Origin of the sequence: Pseudomonas soli (assembly GCF_900110655.1) — a bacterium.
Taxonomy (GTDB): domain Bacteria; phylum Pseudomonadota; class Gammaproteobacteria; order Pseudomonadales; family Pseudomonadaceae; genus Aquipseudomonas; species Aquipseudomonas soli.
Genome location: NZ_FOEQ01000011.1, coordinates 127,067 through 141,878 on the forward strand (window position 1 = coordinate 127,067; position 14,812 = coordinate 141,878).

21 protein-coding genes are annotated in these 14,812 nt (G+C 66.6%); 17 read left to right on the top strand and 4 right to left on the bottom strand.

Going from position 1 to position 14,812, the window contains the following annotated elements:
- The first annotated feature begins 6 nt into the window (after positions 1-6).
- The 15 genes from BMY03_RS20940 to BMY03_RS26425 all read left to right on the top strand — a co-directional run bounded on the left by BMY03_RS20940 (position 7) and on the right by BMY03_RS26425 (position 10,733).
- Positions 7-648, top strand: a complete 642-nt coding sequence (locus BMY03_RS20940; RefSeq protein ID WP_046855696.1) for a SurA N-terminal domain-containing protein — start codon at positions 7-9, stop codon at positions 646-648.
- Positions 649-888: 240 nt separating this feature from the next.
- Positions 889-1,422, top strand: a complete 534-nt coding sequence (locus tag BMY03_RS20945) for a response regulator (RefSeq protein WP_023631301.1) — start codon at positions 889-891, stop codon at positions 1,420-1,422.
- A gap of 54 nt (positions 1,423-1,476) precedes the next feature.
- Positions 1,477-3,195 carry a GspE/PulE family protein gene (locus BMY03_RS20950; protein ID WP_094012181.1) on the top strand — a complete coding sequence of 573 codons (1,719 nt, stop codon included), beginning with the start codon at positions 1,477-1,479 and terminating at the stop codon, positions 3,193-3,195.
- Positions 3,176-3,958, top strand: coding sequence for a hypothetical protein (locus tag BMY03_RS20955; protein WP_038706095.1), 783 nt, complete (start codon positions 3,176-3,178; stop codon positions 3,956-3,958). Before BMY03_RS20950 ends, BMY03_RS20955 begins: the two co-directional genes overlap by 20 nt.
- 1 nt (position 3,959) lies before the next feature.
- A complete protein-coding gene (locus tag BMY03_RS20960) occupies positions 3,960-4,502 on the top strand; it encodes a pilus assembly protein (RefSeq protein WP_094012182.1) in 543 nt (180 codons plus the stop codon).
- On the top strand, positions 4,489-5,040 hold the full coding sequence (gene pilO, locus BMY03_RS20965) for a type 4a pilus biogenesis protein PilO (RefSeq protein WP_038706097.1): 552 nt from the start codon (positions 4,489-4,491) through the stop codon (positions 5,038-5,040). Before BMY03_RS20960 ends, pilO begins: the two co-directional genes overlap by 14 nt.
- The gene (locus BMY03_RS20970) at positions 5,040-5,543 is read left to right on the top strand and encodes a hypothetical protein (protein WP_023632988.1); all 504 of its coding nucleotides are present in this window, start codon (positions 5,040-5,042) and stop codon (positions 5,541-5,543) included. The genes pilO and BMY03_RS20970 overlap by 1 nt, the downstream gene beginning before the upstream one ends.
- Positions 5,540-7,417, top strand: a complete 1,878-nt coding sequence (locus BMY03_RS20975) for a secretin N-terminal domain-containing protein (protein WP_038706098.1) — start codon at positions 5,540-5,542, stop codon at positions 7,415-7,417. Before BMY03_RS20970 ends, BMY03_RS20975 begins: the two co-directional genes overlap by 4 nt.
- Positions 7,414-7,887: a type II secretion system protein gene (locus BMY03_RS20980; protein ID WP_038706099.1), complete on the top strand. Its 474-nt coding sequence runs from the start codon at positions 7,414-7,416 to the stop codon at positions 7,885-7,887. Before BMY03_RS20975 ends, BMY03_RS20980 begins: the two co-directional genes overlap by 4 nt.
- Positions 7,888-7,892: 5 nt before the next feature.
- Complete coding sequence (locus BMY03_RS20985; RefSeq protein ID WP_038706100.1) at positions 7,893-8,267, top strand: type II secretion system protein; 375 nt, start codon at positions 7,893-7,895, stop codon at positions 8,265-8,267.
- Complete coding sequence (locus tag BMY03_RS20990; protein WP_038706101.1) at positions 8,242-8,763, top strand: type II secretion system protein; 522 nt, start codon at positions 8,242-8,244, stop codon at positions 8,761-8,763. The genes BMY03_RS20985 and BMY03_RS20990 overlap by 26 nt, the downstream gene beginning before the upstream one ends.
- Positions 8,760-9,155: a curli production assembly/transport protein CsgE gene (csgE, locus tag BMY03_RS20995; RefSeq protein WP_038706102.1), complete on the top strand. Its 396-nt coding sequence runs from the start codon at positions 8,760-8,762 to the stop codon at positions 9,153-9,155. Before BMY03_RS20990 ends, csgE begins: the two co-directional genes overlap by 4 nt.
- The gene (locus BMY03_RS21000) at positions 9,152-9,571 is read left to right on the top strand and encodes a curli assembly protein CsgF (RefSeq protein ID WP_023632251.1); all 420 of its coding nucleotides are present in this window, start codon (positions 9,152-9,154) and stop codon (positions 9,569-9,571) included. Before csgE ends, BMY03_RS21000 begins: the two co-directional genes overlap by 4 nt.
- Positions 9,572-9,603: 32 nt before the next feature.
- A complete protein-coding gene (locus tag BMY03_RS21005; protein ID WP_023632252.1) occupies positions 9,604-10,455 on the top strand; it encodes a CsgG/HfaB family protein in 852 nt (283 codons plus the stop codon).
- 110 nt (positions 10,456-10,565) lie between these two features.
- Entirely contained in the window at positions 10,566-10,733 is a 168-nt protein-coding gene (locus BMY03_RS26425) for a DUF6021 family protein (protein WP_177182940.1), read from the top strand.
- A gap of 1 nt (position 10,734) precedes the next feature.
- Here the strand turns inward: BMY03_RS26425 and BMY03_RS21010 are convergent, their stop codons facing one another.
- Positions 10,735-11,118, bottom strand: coding sequence for a winged helix-turn-helix transcriptional regulator (locus tag BMY03_RS21010; RefSeq protein ID WP_094012183.1), 384 nt, complete (start codon positions 11,116-11,118; stop codon positions 10,735-10,737).
- Between the two features lie 129 nt (positions 11,119-11,247).
- Between BMY03_RS21010 and BMY03_RS21015 the strand changes: the two genes are divergently transcribed.
- On the top strand, positions 11,248-11,802 hold the full coding sequence (locus BMY03_RS21015) for an ester cyclase (RefSeq protein WP_094012184.1): 555 nt from the start codon (positions 11,248-11,250) through the stop codon (positions 11,800-11,802).
- A gap of 87 nt (positions 11,803-11,889) precedes the next feature.
- On the opposite strand, the gene BMY03_RS21020 is transcribed toward BMY03_RS21015, so the two are convergent.
- Positions 11,890-12,843, bottom strand: a complete 954-nt coding sequence (locus BMY03_RS21020) for a polysaccharide deacetylase family protein (protein WP_244891348.1) — start codon at positions 12,841-12,843, stop codon at positions 11,890-11,892.
- 125 nt (positions 12,844-12,968) lie between these two features.
- On the opposite strand from BMY03_RS21020, the gene BMY03_RS21025 reads away from it, so the two are divergent.
- On the top strand, positions 12,969-13,847 hold the full coding sequence (locus BMY03_RS21025; RefSeq protein WP_094012186.1) for a LysR family transcriptional regulator: 879 nt from the start codon (positions 12,969-12,971) through the stop codon (positions 13,845-13,847).
- A 48-nt stretch (positions 13,848-13,895) separates the two neighbouring features.
- Here the strand turns inward: BMY03_RS21025 and BMY03_RS21030 are convergent, their stop codons facing one another.
- Together BMY03_RS21030 and BMY03_RS21035 are read right to left on the bottom strand one after the other, a co-directional pair.
- Positions 13,896-14,147, bottom strand: a complete 252-nt coding sequence (locus BMY03_RS21030) for a hypothetical protein (protein ID WP_023631356.1) — start codon at positions 14,145-14,147, stop codon at positions 13,896-13,898.
- A 28-nt stretch (positions 14,148-14,175) separates the two neighbouring features.
- Positions 14,176-14,676 carry a DUF4142 domain-containing protein gene (locus tag BMY03_RS21035; protein WP_094012187.1) on the bottom strand — a complete coding sequence of 167 codons (501 nt, stop codon included), beginning with the start codon at positions 14,674-14,676 and terminating at the stop codon, positions 14,176-14,178.
- Between the last annotated feature and the right edge of the window lie 136 nt (positions 14,677-14,812).

Sequence of the window (14,812 nt, forward strand, 5' to 3'; positions counted from 1 at the left end):
ATCACCATGCGCACCCTGATTGCCTGCCTGTTGTCGCTGCTCGCCCTGGCCAGCCACGCCGACACCCCAGCGGCGCGGGTCAATGGCGTGGAGATCGGGGTGCTGCGCCTGGAGCGCTACTTCAGCGAATACCTCCAGGCCCAGGGGCGGGCGGTGGCGAGCATCCGCAACCCCAACCTTTACCAGCGCCTGCGCGCGCAGGCCCTGGATGAACTGATCGACAAGGAACTGCTCTGGCAGGAGGCCCAGCGCCAGGGCATAGACATCAGCGATGCGCAGGTGACGGCGCGGGTCGGCGAGGTCGAGGCGGCCTTCGGCAGCCCTGCGGTGTTCGAGCAGCGCCTGGCGCAAGCCGGCTTCGATCGGGCAGGCTTCGCTGACTACACTCGACATGAGATGGCCGCACAGCAGGTTTTCGCCCGGCTGAGCGCGGTCGAAGAACCCAGCAGCGCCGAAGTTGCAGCCTTCCATCAGGCCAACTGGCAAAGACTGCAAGGAATGCAGAACCAAAGTGATAATACTTCTGTCCTACCAGAACACGGCCTGCGCCTGGCCAGGGACGCGCTCGTCGCACAACTCCAGGGTCAGGCCCGGCAAGCCGTACGCCAACGTTTGCGTGATTCCGCTACAGTGGAGCGCGCCGACTGAGGGGGCGGGCAGGGCATTCCCCATTGTTGGGGGAAACGCCTCCGGGCAATGTGCCATCATCTTCCCCGGATATGGGGAACGACCAGCCCGCAAGCTCTGAGGTGACAGACAAGCTTCAACGATATCAACGACTTGAAAGCGGTAAGCACTGATTTTTCATGCCTGGCACGAAGCCTGCTCAAGCCTCTACAAGGCCGCACTTCGCAGACCGGGAAACCGGGCAGTTCATGGGAGTGGACCTTGGTGAACAGAGTATTGGTAGTCGATGACGAACAGACCCTTGCGCAGAACCTGCAAGCTTATCTGCAGGCGCAAGGCCTGGAGGTCCATCTCGCCCACGACGGTGCCACGGGTATCGAAGAGGCCGAGAGACAGGCACCGGACGTGATCGTGCTGGATTACCGCTTGCCCGACATGGAGGGGTTTCAGGTCCTGGAGACCGTGCGCAGGAACAGGCAATGCCATTTCGTGCTGATCACCGCCCACCCGACCGCCGAGGTCCGTGAGCGGGCCGCCGAACTGGGTGTGACCCATGTCCTGTTCAAGCCGTTCCCGCTGATGGAACTGGCCCGCGCCGTCTTCGACCTGATGGGCATCGAGCGCCAGCGCAGAAGCACCGACCAGCCGGCCGAAGGGTACGTCGAACGACGCCAGAACAGGAACGAGTCGTTCCCCTTGCAGTTGTACGATGGCAGCTGGGTCCTGGCCGACCGCCGACGCAATGGCGGCAAGCCCACCGAACCTGACGACGAACAACTGCTCACCGGGGAATAGCGGCGCCCAAGGCCCCCAAGCCCGCGGCGCCGCCCCTGAGCGGAGTCGCAGGCCATGTCCCAGGCATTCGATGCAAGCAGTAAAGGCCTCGTCGCCGGCAATCCGGAACAGGCGACCCTTTATCTTCCATACTCCCGCGACCTCCTGGCCCAGGCCCGCCAGCAAGCCGGCCAAGAGCGCCTGCTGGCCTTCCTGGAACACCTGTCCAGCGACACCCCGGCCACTTTCACCCAGCGCCTGGCCACCACCCTGCATTACCCGGTGCTCGCCACCCAGGCCCTGTTCGCCTGCGCCCCGGCCTTTGACCGGGTCAGCCTGGCGCAGTGCCTGAAACACGAATTCGCCCTGGTCGAACACGACGGCGAGCGGGTCGGTGTGTTCGCCGACCCCTTCGACAGCGCTCGCCTGGCCTGGATTGACGATTGTCTTCAGGGCGCGCCGCTGTACCTGGCCCACGCCGCCGACCTGGCCGCGTTCCTGGCCCGCCACGAGGAAAGCTTCCACGCCGTCGATGCCCTCGGTCACGAGGCTGAACCCGGCAACGAGGCCGACCCGCTGCAGCGCCTGTCGCTGACCAGCATCAGCGAAGACCAGAGCCGCGTGGTCAAGCTGGTCAACTCCACCCTGTACGACGCCCTCAAGCTGCACGCCAGCGACATCCACTTAGGCATGACCGGCCAGGGCTTGACCATCAAGTACCGCATCGACGGCGTGCTCAACGGTGCCGGCAAGGCCAGCGGCAGCGCCTTCGCCGAACAGGTGATCTCGCGGATCAAGGTGATGGCCGAGCTGGACATCGGCGAGAAACGCGTGCCCCAGGACGGTCGCTTCAAGGTGGCCATCGGCGAGCGGCAGATCGATTTCCGCGTCTCGATCATGCCGAGCATCTTCGGCGAGGACGCGGTGCTGCGGGTGCTGGACAAGCAGGACCTGTCCGACCAGGTCAGCGGCGTGCAGCTGCAGGCCCTGGGCTTCGAGACGCAAACCTTGCAGGCCCTGCGCCGGCTGGCCGCCGAGCCCTATGGCATGATCCTGGTCACCGGCCCCACCGGCAGCGGCAAGACCACCACCCTCTACGCCATGCTCAGCGAGATCAACCATGGCATGGACAAGATCATCACCATCGAAGACCCGGTCGAGTACCAGTTGCCCGGCGTGTTGCAGATCCCGGTCAACGAGAAGAAGGGCCTGACCTTCGCCCGTGGCCTGCGCTCAATCCTGCGCCACGACCCGGACAAGATCCTGGTCGGCGAGATCCGCGACCCGGACACCGCCCAGATCGCCGTGCAATCGGCGCTCACCGGACACCTGGTGTTCACCACCATCCACGCCAACAACGTATTCGACGTGATCGGCCGCTTCAGCCAGATGCAGGTCGATCCCTATAGCTTCGTCTCGGCGCTCAATGCCGTGCTGGCCCAACGCCTGGTGCGCCTGGCCTGCCCGCACTGCGCGCAGGCCAGCGAGCCGGATGACGACTTGCTGGCCGCCTCGGGCCTGGCCCGTGACGCGGTGGCCGGCTGGCGCTTCGTGCGTGCCCAGGGTTGCGGCCAGTGCCGTGGCAGCGGCTACCGCGGGCGCAGCGCGATTGCCGAACTGCTGCACCTGGACGACGACCTGCGGCAGATGATCGTCGAACGTCGCCCGCTGTCGCAGATCAAGCAGCTGGCCTGCCAACGTGGCCTGCGCCTGCTGCGCGCCTCGGCCCTGGACCTGGTCCGCGATGGCCGTACCACACTCGAGGAGATCAACCGTGTCACATTTATCGCCTGATCGGTATTGCGCGGTGCTGGGCGCCGAGGGTGTCGGCCTGGGCCATTGGCACGGCCGGCAGCATCAATGGCTGGGCAGTCGCGCGTTTGCCTGCGACGCCGCCCAGCCGGCCTGGGCCCCGGCACTGCAGGCCCTGGCCGGGCTGCTGGGTGAGCATCCGGCACGCGGCGCGCAGTTGCGCGTGCTGCTCTCGGCCCGCTACAGCCGCTTCTGTCTGGTGCCCTGGAGTGATGCCATTGGTACACCGAGCGAACTCGACGCCTATGCACGGGCCTGCTTCGAGAACCTCTACGGGCAGCCTCTGGATGACTGGCGCATTGTGCTTTCGCCGGAGCCGGCGGGCGCTGCGCGCATCGCCACCGCGCTGCCCGAAGCTTTGCTTCAAGGCCTGCAGGCCCTGGGGCGGGAAAATCGCCTGAGCCTGCGCTCGGTGCAGCCGTACCTGATGGCCGCCTACAACCGCTGCTCGGCGCAACTGACCCAAGGCGACTTCCTCTTCGTGCTGGCCGAACCGCGCCGCAGCGTACTGCTGCTGGCTTCAGGCGGTGCCTGGCAGCAGGTGCTGGCCCAGGGCTGCGCCGATAACGACCAGGCGCTGCAGGCGCTGATCGAGCGTACCTGCGAACTGTATGGCGAGCAGCTGCCTCGGGTGTACCTGCATGCCCCGGGGCGCACGGCGGCCTCGCAAATGGCCGCGGTACAGCTGTGCGCCGCCAGTGCCGAATCCGATCCGTTGTGCGCCATGTGGCGAGCGGTGGCCTGACATGCGCCGCCTCGACCTGGAATTCCAACCCCGTCACAGCAGCCCCCTGGCCTGGTCGTTGCTCGCCCTCGGCGGCGCCGTGCTGGCTGTGCTGGTGCTGGCCCAGCAGCAACTGGTGAGCGAGCAGGTGCACCTGGAAAGCCGCGTGCACCAACTCGAACTCAAGCTCGGCCGGCGCCCGGCCACCGCCGCGGTGCAGAGCAGCGCGGTGATCCGCGAGCAGGCCGAGCGCCTGGCGCAGATGCGCAGCGTCTCGCAGCAGTTGCAGCGGCCATGGCAGCAGCTGTTCGCCATGCTCGAGGCGATGCCGCAGGAGGACGTGGCGCTGCTCAGCCTGACCCCCGATGCCCGCAAGGGCCAGGTACGCATCAGTGCCGAGGCGCGCAACCTCGAGGCCATGCTGCAGTACCACCAGCGCCTGGAGCGCAGCGCCGAGCTGTCAGACGTGTCGCTACTCAACCACGAGGTGGTGGCCGGGCAGGTCGAGCATCCGGTGCGCTTCAACCTCACCGCTACCTGGGAGACCGGCCATGCGCGTCCGTAGCCTGATCGTCCATGAAGCGCTGCGGCGCCTGGGCCGGGCAGGGCTGGCCGCGGTGCTGGTCGGCGGCCTGGCCCTGGCGGTCGCCCTGGCCGGGGTGCTGCCCCAGTGGCAGGCGGTCCGCGAACTGCGTGCCAACGAAGCCGATGCCAGTGCCCAGGTGCAGCGCCTGGCGCGTGGCGAGCTCAAGGTGCAGGCCAAGCCCGAGCAGCAGGCGCTGGACGACCTGCGCCAACAACTGCCCGGCCAGCCCCAGGCCAGCGAGCTGATCGAGCGCCTGTACCACCTGGCCAGTGCCGAGCGCATCAGCTTGGCCCGTGGCGAGTACGCCCTGGGCGTGGACCCGAAGACCCAGCTGGCGCGCTACCAGATCGTCCTGCCGGTGCGCGGCAGCTACCCGCAGATCCGTGGCTTCCTCAAGGCGCTGCTCGGCCAGTTGCCGACGCTGGTGCTGGAAGACCTGGAACTGCAACGCAAGCGGATCGGTGACCGGGAACTGACCGGTCGTGTGCGCATGACCCTTTACCTGTCGAGGTCGTGATGAACACTCAGCGTGCGGTGATGTGGGCCGGTTTCCTGGGGTTGAGCGCGGCGCTGGCGTGGGCGCCGGGGCACTGGTTCGGCGTGGGGGAGAATGAGCTGGCAGGCCCTGTCGCGGAGAAAACCCGCCCACACCCGACACCCACGAACGTGGCAGCGAGCTTGCCTCGCGATGAAGCCAAAAGCCTTTCACGCGACCTGTTCCCCAGCCAGCAATGGACCCCACCCCAGGCCCTGGCCACCGTCACCGAACAACCCGTGGTCACCACCCCGGAGCCCGCCGCAGCTGCCGCCCCGACGCTGCCGTTTCGTTTCATCGGTCGCATGGGTGAGCGCGACGACCTGCAGATCTTCCTGCAGAGCGGCGAGAAGCTCTACGTCGTGCGCCAGGGTGATGTGATCGACGACACCTACCGTCTGGACCGTGTTTCGGCCACCGAGTTGAGCCTGGTCTACCTGCCACTGCATCAGCCACAGACCCTGTCTGTCGGGAGCGCACCATGAAACCGTCGAAGTTGTGCAAGCCTGCGCCGTTCGTGCTCCTGGCCCTGTGCGTGGCCATCGCCGGATGCGGCACCAGCGCCGTGCGCAAGGACAGCCAGGAACTGATCAAAGAGGGTCAGTACGAGGCCGGCATCGCTCGCCTGGAAGAAGCCCTGCGCGAAGATCCGCGCGACACCGAGCTGAACATCGCCCTGGCCCACGGCCGCCAGGCCGCGGTCGAGGCGCTGCTGACCCAGGCCGACAGCGACCGCGTGCGCCATGACTTCGCCGGCGCGCGCATGGGCTACGGCCGGGTGCTGACCATCGAGGCGAACAACCGCCGCGCCCAGGAGGGCATCCGCCAGCTGGAGCTGATCCGCACCCTCGACGACCGTGTCGCCCTTGGCCAGGCGGCACTGCGCCAGGGCGACCTGTTCGGCGCCGAGCGCTACATGCGCGAGGTGCTGCGCCTCGACCCGCAAAACCAGAAGGGCCAGATGCTGCGCAGCGACATCGAGAACGTCCAGGCCCGTACCGCCACGCCGTACCCGCAACTGCGCAGCAAGCTGGAGCGCCCGGTCACCCTGGAGTTTCGCGATGCCGACCTGAAGACCATCTTCGAGGTGCTGGCCCAGGTCGCCGGGATCAACTTCATCTTCGACAAGGACCTGCGCCCGGACATGAAGGCCACCATCTTCGTGCGCGAGGTGCGCATCGAGGACGCCGTGGCCCTGCTGCTGGAGCAGAACCAGCTGCGCCAGAAGATCGTCAACGACAACACCTTGCTGCTCTACCCGGACTCGCCGCAGAAGACCAAGGACTACCAGGAACTGGTCATGCGCACCTTCTACCTGACCAGCATCGACGCCAACACCGCGCTGAACATGGTCAAGACCATGCTCAAGACCCGCGACGTGTTCGTCGACGAGCGCCTCAACACCCTGACCATGCGCGACACCCCCGACGCCGTACGCATGGCCGAGAAGCTGCTGCAGTCCCAGGACCAGTCCAACCCCGAGGTGGTGCTGGAAGTGGAAGTGATGGAAGTGGCCACCTCGCGCATCCTCGACCTCGGCCTGCAATGGCCCAACACCTTCGGCGTGCTGACCAGCGACGGCAAGTCGGTCAGCGTGCTCGACCAGTTGCGTGGCATCGACTCCAGCCGCATCAGCATCTCGCCGGCGCCGCAGGCCAAGATCAATGCCCAGGACAAGGACATCAACACCCTGGCAAGCCCGGTGATCCGGGTCAGCAACCGCGAACAGGCGCGCATCCACATCGGCCAGCGGGTGCCGATCATCAGCGCCACCTCGGTGCCCTCGACCCAAGGCCCGGTGATCACCGAAAGCGTCACCTACCTGGATGTCGGCCTCAAGCTCGAAGTGCAGCCCACCGTGCACCTGAACAACGAGGTGGCGATCAAGGTGGCCCTGGAAGTGAGCAACGCCACGCCCCTGGAGGCCACCCGCCAGGGCACCATCCCGGTCCAGGTCGATACCCGCAACGCCCAGACCAGCCTGCGCCTGCACGATGGCGAGACCCAGGTACTGGCCGGCCTGGTGCGCAACGATCACAACGCCAGCGGCAACAAGATCCCGGGGCTGGGCGACATTCCCGGCCTGGGCCGGCTGTTCGGCAGCAACAAGGACGACATGAGCAAGTCCGAACTGGTGCTGGCGATCACCCCGCGCATCGTGCGCAACCTGCCGTACCAGAGCCCGTCGGACATGGAGTTCGCCACCGGCACCGAATCGGCCCTGCAGGTGCGCCAGCTGGCGCAACCGGCACCGGCCAGCGCGCTGCCCGCCGACGCCCCGGCTGACGAGCCGGCCGCCGCACCGCTGGTCGAGGGGCAGATGGCCGTGGTGCCAGCAGCCGCGAGGCCACGGCCATGACACGCCGCCAGCAGGGTTTCAGCCTGATCGAGGTGGTGCTGACCCTGGCGCTGCTCGGCTTGCTCGCCAGCATGGCCGCGCCCCTGACCGAGACCGTGGTGCGCCGGGGCAAGGAGCAGCAGCTGCGCGAGGCGCTGTACCAGATCCGCGACGCCATCGATGCCTACAAGCGTGCCTTCGACGCCGGCTACATCGAGAAGCGCCTGAACGCCAGCGGTTATCCGCCGAGCCTGCAGGTGCTGGTGGATGGCGTGCGCGATGTGCGCAGCGCCAAAGGCGCGAAGTTCTATTTCCTGCGCCGCATCCCCCACGACCCGCTGCGCACCGCCAAGGACGACGACCAGGGTGGCTGGGGCCTGCGCGCCTATGACAGTGCGGCCGACAGCCCACGCGAAGGCGAGGATGTGTTCGACGTGTATTCCAAGGCCAGCGGCAAGGGCCTGAACAACGTGCCCTACGGGCAATGGTGACGGCGATGAAAGCGAGCAGAGGCTTCACCCTCATCGAATTGCTGGTGGTGATGGCGATCATCGCCACCCTGATGACCATCGCCATGCCGCGCTACTTCAACAGCCTGGAGGCCTCCCGCGAGGCCACCTTGCGCCAGAGCCTGGCGGTGCTGCGCGAGGCCCTGGATCACTACTACGGCGACACCGGGCACTACCCCGATTCGATCGACCAGTTGGTGGAGCAGCGCTACCTGCGCAACACCCCGGTCGATCCGATCACCGAGCGGCGCGATGCCTGGCAGCTGGTGCCGCCGCCCGAGGGCGTGGCCGGCGCGGTGGCCGACATCAAGAGCGGAGCAACCGGGAGGGCGCGCGATGGCAGCCTCTATGCCGAATGGTGAAGCCGGCTTCACCTACCTGGGCGTGCTGCTGCTGATCGCCGTCAGCAGCGTGGCCCTGGCGGCCACCGGCACCCTGTGGGCCACCAGCCTGCAGCGCGAGCGCGAGCGCCAGCTGCTGTGGGTGGGCGGCCAGTACGCCCAGGCGCTGCGCAGCTACTACCGCGCCTCGCCGGGCCTGGCCCAGTACCCGCAGGACCTTGGGGAACTGGTGGAAGACAACCGTTTCCCGTCGCCGCAGCGCCACCTGCGCCGGCTCTACCCGGACCCTGTCGGCGGCGGCGAGGAATGGGGCCTGCTGCGCGCGGTCGATGGCCGCATCACCGGGGTGTACAGCCGCTCCGACGCCGCACCGCTCAAGCGCAGCGGTTTCGACGCTCAGTGGAGTGCCTTCGAGGGGCTGGAGCACTACAGCGACTGGCAGTTCGTCGCCGAGCAGGCCTTCGCCGAAAGCGCCGCAGGCGCCCGTCCACACGCCGGCCTGGGAGAGGCGCCATGAAACGCTTGGCCGCGTGGGTGTGCCTGTGCCTGGCCCTGTTGCATGGCCAGGCGCAGGCCGGGGCCGAGGACGAGATGATGGGCTTCATCGTCGACAACACCATCTCGCACATCGGCCACGACTTCTATCACGCCTTCAGCGACCGGCTGCGCGCCACCAGCCGGCTGGATTTCAACCTGGTGGTGCGCGAACGCCCGGATGCCCGCTGGGGCAGCCTGGTGACGGTGGAGTACGAACGCGAGGTGCTGTACCGGCGCTTCCTGCCGCCCAACACCACGCAACTCAACGACGAGGCCATCGCGGCCGCCGACCTGGTCCGCCAGCAGATCATCCAGCGCAAATTGCAACGGCTGCTGCAGGACACAACCGATCTGGAGAGGGACGAGCTATGAGCAACCACCTTGCACGACGCATCGCCGCCTGCCTGCTGGCCGCCGGCCTCGGTGGCCAGGCCCTGGCCACGGAGCTGGTGTACACCCCGGTCAACCCGTCCTTCGGCGGCAACCCGATCAATGGCGCCTGGCTGCTGAACAACGCCCAGGCGCAGAACGACTACGACGACCCCGACCTCAAGGACCGCAGTTCGGCATTCGCCGGCACCTCGGCCCTGGAGCGCTTCAGCAACCAGCTCGAGTCGCGCCTGCTCGGGCAGTTGCTGGACAACATCAGCAACGGCAACACCGGCAGCATGTCCACCGACGCCTTCCTGATCGACGTGATCGACGATTCCGGGGCGCTGAGCATCAAGGTCACCGACCGGGCGACCGGGGAAGTCTCGATCATCGAGGTCAGCGGCCTGAACCCCTGAGAGGGACGGGTCTTTACTGGGGAGAGAACGCCATGAAACGCCTGCTGAGCACACTGCTGATCCTCACCGCCCTGGCTGGCCTGCAAGGCTGCGGCCTGCGCGAGCCGATGCCCGCGGAGCAAGACTCCGAGACCCCGACGCTGACGCCGCGGGCCTCGACCTACTACGACCTGGTCAACATGCCGCGGCCACGTGGTCGGCTGATGGCGGTGGTATACGGCTTCCGCGACCAGACCGGGCAGTACAAGCCGACCCCGGCCAGCTCGTTCTCAACCAGCGTCACCCAGGGGGCGGCGAGCATGCTGATGGACGCCCTCAGCGCCAGTGGCTGGTTCGTGGTGCTCGAGCGCGAAGGCCTGCAGAACCTGCTGACCGAGCGCAAGATCATCCGCGCCTCGCAGAAGAAGCCTGACGTCGCCGAGAACATCCAGGGCGAACTGCCGCCGTTGCAGGCGGCCAACCTGATGCTCGAAGGTGGCATCATCGCCTACGACACCAACGTGCGCAGCGGCGGCGAGGGCGCCCGCTACCTGGGCATCGGCCTGTCCCGCGAGTACCGGGTCGACCAGGTCACGGTCAACCTGCGGGCGGTGGACGTACGCACCGGGCAGGTGCTGGCCAACGTGATGACCAGCAAGACCATCTACTCGGTCGGGCAGAACGCCGGGGTGTTCAAGTTCATCGAGTTCAAGAAGCTGCTCGAGGCCGAGGTCGGCTACACCACCAACGAACCGGCGCAACTGTGCGTGCTGTCGGCCATCGAAGCCGCGGTGGGCCACCTGCTGGCGCAGGGCATCGAGCGGCGGCTGTGGCAGGTGGCCGGGGATGGAGTGGGGGACAAGGCGGTGTTGGACAAGTACCTGAGTCAGTACCAGCAGCAGTAGCGACCTACGGGGCATATGGTCCGCGGATGCTCCCTGCAGTCGGCATTCAAAGCAATCAAACTTTGCAGCCGTGGCGGTATCTCCCATTAACACAACCAGGAGAAATCACCATGTCAGATCCACGCCATTCGCCGGCCAAGCAGGGCCCGCACTCATCCGAGCAGGCCACCGAACCCGATGACCTCGGCTTCGACCCGGACTCGCCGGATGTCGATGACCCGCAGGTTGATCCCCAGGGGCCGGCAAAGCCACCGAGGGATGTCGAAAAAGAGCGCTGAATCATTCGCTGTATTGGTCGTATAGCTGGCGCGCCAGCAGAATTGCCGGCATGTTCGACTCCGCCCACTGCGCCAGGCGCTCCACCGTGCCGCCCAGTGTCGCGCCCAGCTCGGTGAGGGCGTATTCGACTGTGGGCGGCACGGTCGGATACACCTGGCGCTCCACCAGGCCGTCGCGTTCGAGCCGCTTCAGGGTTTGCGACAGCACCTTCTGCGAGACGCCGGCCATATCCCGGCGCAGCTGGTTGAAACGCACCCGCTCACCGGCGCTGAGGCGGTCGATGAGCAACAGCACCCACTTGTCGGCGAGGCGCTCGAGCACCAGGCGGGCCGGGCAGTTCGGGGCGAATACGTCGTAGGCGGGGCATTCGCGGTAATGGGCCATGGGTTACTCCGAGGTAATCAGGTGAGTGAAAAGTGCCTTCTTGAGCGCCTGGGCGGGACTGGTTAGGCTTTTATCCATGGTTCGCGGCCGCGCCATACCCTCCCGTTGAATGCACTGAAGGAAATTGAGATGAACACCGAACCCAAGGCTTCGGCGCTGCGTGCTGGCCGCTGGATCACCCTGCTGCTGCTGAGCGCGGCGGCCAATCCGGGCAATGCCGGCGAGCTGGTGGCTCCGGCCACCCCGGTCGTGGACCAGAGCCTGCCCAAGGCCCAGCTGGAGCAGCAGATCCTCGCCGCCCGCCGCTACGACACCTTCTGGAACACCGGCGACGAGGCCATGGCCCGCGCCGCGCTGGCCAGCGACTTTCGCGACAACACCCTGCCGCCGGGACGACCACAGGGCGTGGAAGGGCCATTGAGCGCTTCCAGGGCATTCCGCGCAGCGGTGCCGGACCTGCGCTGCGAGGTCCTGCAGATGATCGTCGCAGGCGACCGGGTCACCGCGGCGCTGCGTTTCACCGGGCACTTCAGCGGCAAGCTGGGCGAGCACCAGGGGCAGGGCCAGGCCATCGATTTCATCGCCATGGATATCTACCGTGTCGCCGAGGGCCGGATCGCCGAGGACTGGCATCTGGAGGACAACCTTGCGTTCATGCGCCAGGCGGGGTTGGTGGGGCGCTGAACACACGGGCTGGTCTTGATCCAGGGTTACCAGGACTGGCCTCATCGCCGGCTTGCCGGCGAAAGGGCGCGAAGCGTCCCCGTTCGGTCAATCGAACACACGTGGCGGATTGACAGGTGTATCGGCCTGGGTCAGGGCCCAACGGGCAATCTCGTCCTTGCGCATGAACGATACGCCGGCATGGCCGCGGGCATAGGCGAAGAACTGATCCAGCGCGCGCACGACGGTAGGCGTGCCGCCGATGCGGTCATGCGCCGACAGCGACATCAACCGGCGCCGTTGGCGGCCTTCGGCATAGAGCACGTCGAACTCGTCCTTGAGCTCCTGCAACAGCGCGGCGCCGGTCATCGCCGTGGACCCGGCGATGCGGCCGATGTCGTTGTTGCGCAGGGTGTAGGGCACCACCGCGAACGGCTTGCCGCGCACCGGGGTGATCGAGGGTTCGTCGCGGGCCAGGTCGTCGATGTGGTAGAGAAAGCCGAGGTCCTGGAGGATGTTCAGGGTCTCGCGGGAATGACGCATCCAGAACGCGTTGAAACCTACCGGGCGTTGGCCGGTGACGCGTTCGATGATGGCGCTGGCCTGCTCGTACTGGCGACGCTCCTCTGCAGGCGTCAAGCTGTACTGCGGCGCCCAGTGCAGGCCATGGCCGGCGGCTTCGTGGCCGCGCCTGACCACCTCGGCCGCCAGCTCCGGGTAAGCCTCCACAGCCTTGCCGACCATGTGCGAGGTGACCTTGATGCCGTGCCGGTCGAACAGCGCGAGCAGGCGCGGCACGCCTTCCAGCGGGCCGTAGCGGTACCAGCTGGGGGCGATGGTGTCGGGGTAGCGTGAATCCAGAGGCGGGAAGGGGCTTTCGGCGTGTTCCGGCTGGCCACCGGACTCGAATTGCAACGACACGGAAATCACCAGTTGCGCGCCATTGGGCCAGAACCCTTTGCCACCGGCGCTATCGGGCGGCGCCCCGGTGCTGCTGCCCGGCTCTTGCGCCAGTACCGCGCCTGCCGCGACGGCGATGCCGCCGGCGAGGGTGCCTTTCATGAAATCTCTTCTGCTGGTCATCGGGTTGTTCCTGTGCGGGTGTCGATGCCGGGCAGTGTAATTAGCGAGGAAATCACCAATAATCGGGCGAAATCCAAAATCATATTTCGGAAAAATCGAAAAGCATGCTGGATAACCTGGCGTTGTTCCTGACCATCATCGAAAAAGGCAGCCTGTCGGCGGCGGGCCGCGAGCGCGGCTTGTCACCGGCCACGGTGTCCGAGCGCCTGGCGGCGCTGGAGGCGCACTACGGGGTGGCGCTGCTGACCCGCAGCACTCGTTCGCTGAGCCTCACCGACGCCGGCCGGCAACTCGCCGAGGGCGCACGGCGCCTGCTGGCCGAGGCCGACGAGCTGGAAAGCCGTCTCAGGGACGGCCAGCAGAAGATCTCCGGACTGGTGCGCCTGAGCGCGCCGGTGGACCTCGGCCAGCACCGCATCGTGCCGCTGCTCGACCGCTTCCTGGCCGAACATCCGCAAGTCTCGATCGACCTGGACCTGACCGATGGCTACGTCGACCTGGTGGGGCAGGGCATCGATTTCGCCATTCGCTACGGCACCTTGGCCGACAGTTCCCTGCGCGCACGGTCCCTGGGCGACAACCGCCGGGTGGTGTGCGCCGCGCCCGACTACCTGCGCCGCCACGGCACGCCACTGCACCCGGACGATCTGGCGCGCCACGATTGCATCGTCATGCGCTTCGGCATCCACGCCGAACGGGTCTGGCCATTTCGCCTGGACGGCGTGGCCTACCCGGTGAGCGTGCGCGGACGGCGGATTGCCAACAACGGCGAGCAGGTGCGCCGCTGGGCGTTGGACGGACACGGGCTGTGCCTGAAATCGCTTCGCGATGTGCGCGACGACCTCGACAACGGCCGGTTGGTCGAAGTGCTGGCAGACTTCAGCGCCGGCCAGGTGGCCCTGCAGATCGTCTACCCGCCGACGCGGGTGCAGCCACGGCGGGTAAGGGCGTTGATGGAGGCGATCATCGAAGGCCTGCGCTAGTGCGCCCCGTGGCAGCTGGCCGAGCCATTGCCACAGGGCGGAGCGGTATCAGCTTTCGGCTTGTCTGGCGGCCTCGACACCGGCGGACGACAGCTTGATCGGGTAGTTGACGCTGAGCGTGTGGCCGGCTTCGACATTCACGCTGCCATCGTGGATCAAGCCTTGCTCCTGCAGGGTCTTGAGCATGCCGGCCACGGCTTTCTCGCCGCGGTAGTTGTCCAGCACTTCCTTGCCCAACCCTTGCGGGTGGGCGTGCAACAGGCGGGTCAGGACTTCCGAACGCAGTGCATCATTGCTCATGGGAGCCTCGCTTTGTCAGTGGGGCGGGTTACTGGCCGTGCTTGGCCTGCAGTTCCTTGGCATGCTTCAGGTGCTCTTCGAGCTTGGGCAAGGTCTCGCCGGCGAAGGCCTTGAGTTCGGCCTTGTCGGACGAGGCGGCCTCTTTCCTGAACAGTTCCACGGCTTTCTCGTGGGCCTCGACCTGGTTGTTGACGTAGGAGCGGTCGAACGACTCGTCGCGCCATTCCAGGATCATCTTCTTGACCTTGTCGGTCAGCGCCGCTTCATCGGGCACGCTGATGTCCAGTTTGCGGGCGATGTCGCCGAGCTTCTGGTTGGCCTGGGTATGGTCGGTGACCATCTGCTGGGCGAAGGTCTTGATTTGCGGGTCCTTGCTCTTGTCCAGCGCCAGCTTGCCGGTCACCACTTCGGCGATGCCGGCTTCGGTGGCGGCGTCGACGAAGTCATCCGACGAGGCGGCCAGGGCCTGTAGCGAGGCCATGCCCAGCACCATGGAAAACCCGACCCGCTTGAGGAACAGATTGCTCATGTGTGACTCCTTATCCGTTGGCGCGACGTCAGTGTCGCGTACGGTTGAGAGCAGGCGGCGGGCAAAGGTTTAATTTTTCTGCGCGTTTTGAACCGATGCTGACCACCAAGGCTCACACCTTCAAAGGTGCAGAGGA

Coding starts and splice junctions, on each gene's coding strand:
- BMY03_RS20940 (WP_046855696.1), top strand. CDS start 7: ATGCGCACCCTGATTGCCTGCCTGTTGTCGCTGCTCGCCCTGGCCAGC.
- BMY03_RS20950 (WP_094012181.1), top strand. CDS start 1,477: ATGTCCCAGGCATTCGATGCAAGCAGTAAAGGCCTCGTCGCCGGCAAT.
- BMY03_RS20960 (WP_094012182.1), top strand. CDS start 3,960: ATGCGCCGCCTCGACCTGGAATTCCAACCCCGTCACAGCAGCCCCCTG.
- pilO (WP_038706097.1), top strand. CDS start 4,489: ATGCGCGTCCGTAGCCTGATCGTCCATGAAGCGCTGCGGCGCCTGGGC.
- BMY03_RS20970 (WP_023632988.1), top strand. CDS start 5,040: ATGAACACTCAGCGTGCGGTGATGTGGGCCGGTTTCCTGGGGTTGAGC.
- BMY03_RS20975 (WP_038706098.1), top strand. CDS start 5,540: ATGAAACCGTCGAAGTTGTGCAAGCCTGCGCCGTTCGTGCTCCTGGCC.
- BMY03_RS20980 (WP_038706099.1), top strand. CDS start 7,414: ATGACACGCCGCCAGCAGGGTTTCAGCCTGATCGAGGTGGTGCTGACC.
- BMY03_RS20985 (WP_038706100.1), top strand. CDS start 7,893: ATGAAAGCGAGCAGAGGCTTCACCCTCATCGAATTGCTGGTGGTGATG.
- BMY03_RS20990 (WP_038706101.1), top strand. CDS start 8,242: ATGGCAGCCTCTATGCCGAATGGTGAAGCCGGCTTCACCTACCTGGGC.
- csgE (WP_038706102.1), top strand. CDS start 8,760: ATGAAACGCTTGGCCGCGTGGGTGTGCCTGTGCCTGGCCCTGTTGCAT.
- BMY03_RS21000 (WP_023632251.1), top strand. CDS start 9,152: ATGAGCAACCACCTTGCACGACGCATCGCCGCCTGCCTGCTGGCCGCC.
- BMY03_RS21005 (WP_023632252.1), top strand. CDS start 9,604: ATGAAACGCCTGCTGAGCACACTGCTGATCCTCACCGCCCTGGCTGGC.
- BMY03_RS26425 (WP_177182940.1), top strand. CDS start 10,566: ATGTCAGATCCACGCCATTCGCCGGCCAAGCAGGGCCCGCACTCATCC.
- BMY03_RS21010 (WP_094012183.1), bottom strand. CDS start 11,118: ATGGCCCATTACCGCGAATGCCCCGCCTACGACGTATTCGCCCCGAAC.
- BMY03_RS21015 (WP_094012184.1), top strand. CDS start 11,248: ATGAACACCGAACCCAAGGCTTCGGCGCTGCGTGCTGGCCGCTGGATC.
- BMY03_RS21020 (WP_244891348.1), bottom strand. CDS start 12,843: ATGAAAGGCACCCTCGCCGGCGGCATCGCCGTCGCGGCAGGCGCGGTA.
- BMY03_RS21025 (WP_094012186.1), top strand. CDS start 12,969: ATGCTGGATAACCTGGCGTTGTTCCTGACCATCATCGAAAAAGGCAGC.
- BMY03_RS21030 (WP_023631356.1), bottom strand. CDS start 14,147: ATGAGCAATGATGCACTGCGTTCGGAAGTCCTGACCCGCCTGTTGCAC.
- BMY03_RS21035 (WP_094012187.1), bottom strand. CDS start 14,676: ATGAGCAATCTGTTCCTCAAGCGGGTCGGGTTTTCCATGGTGCTGGGC.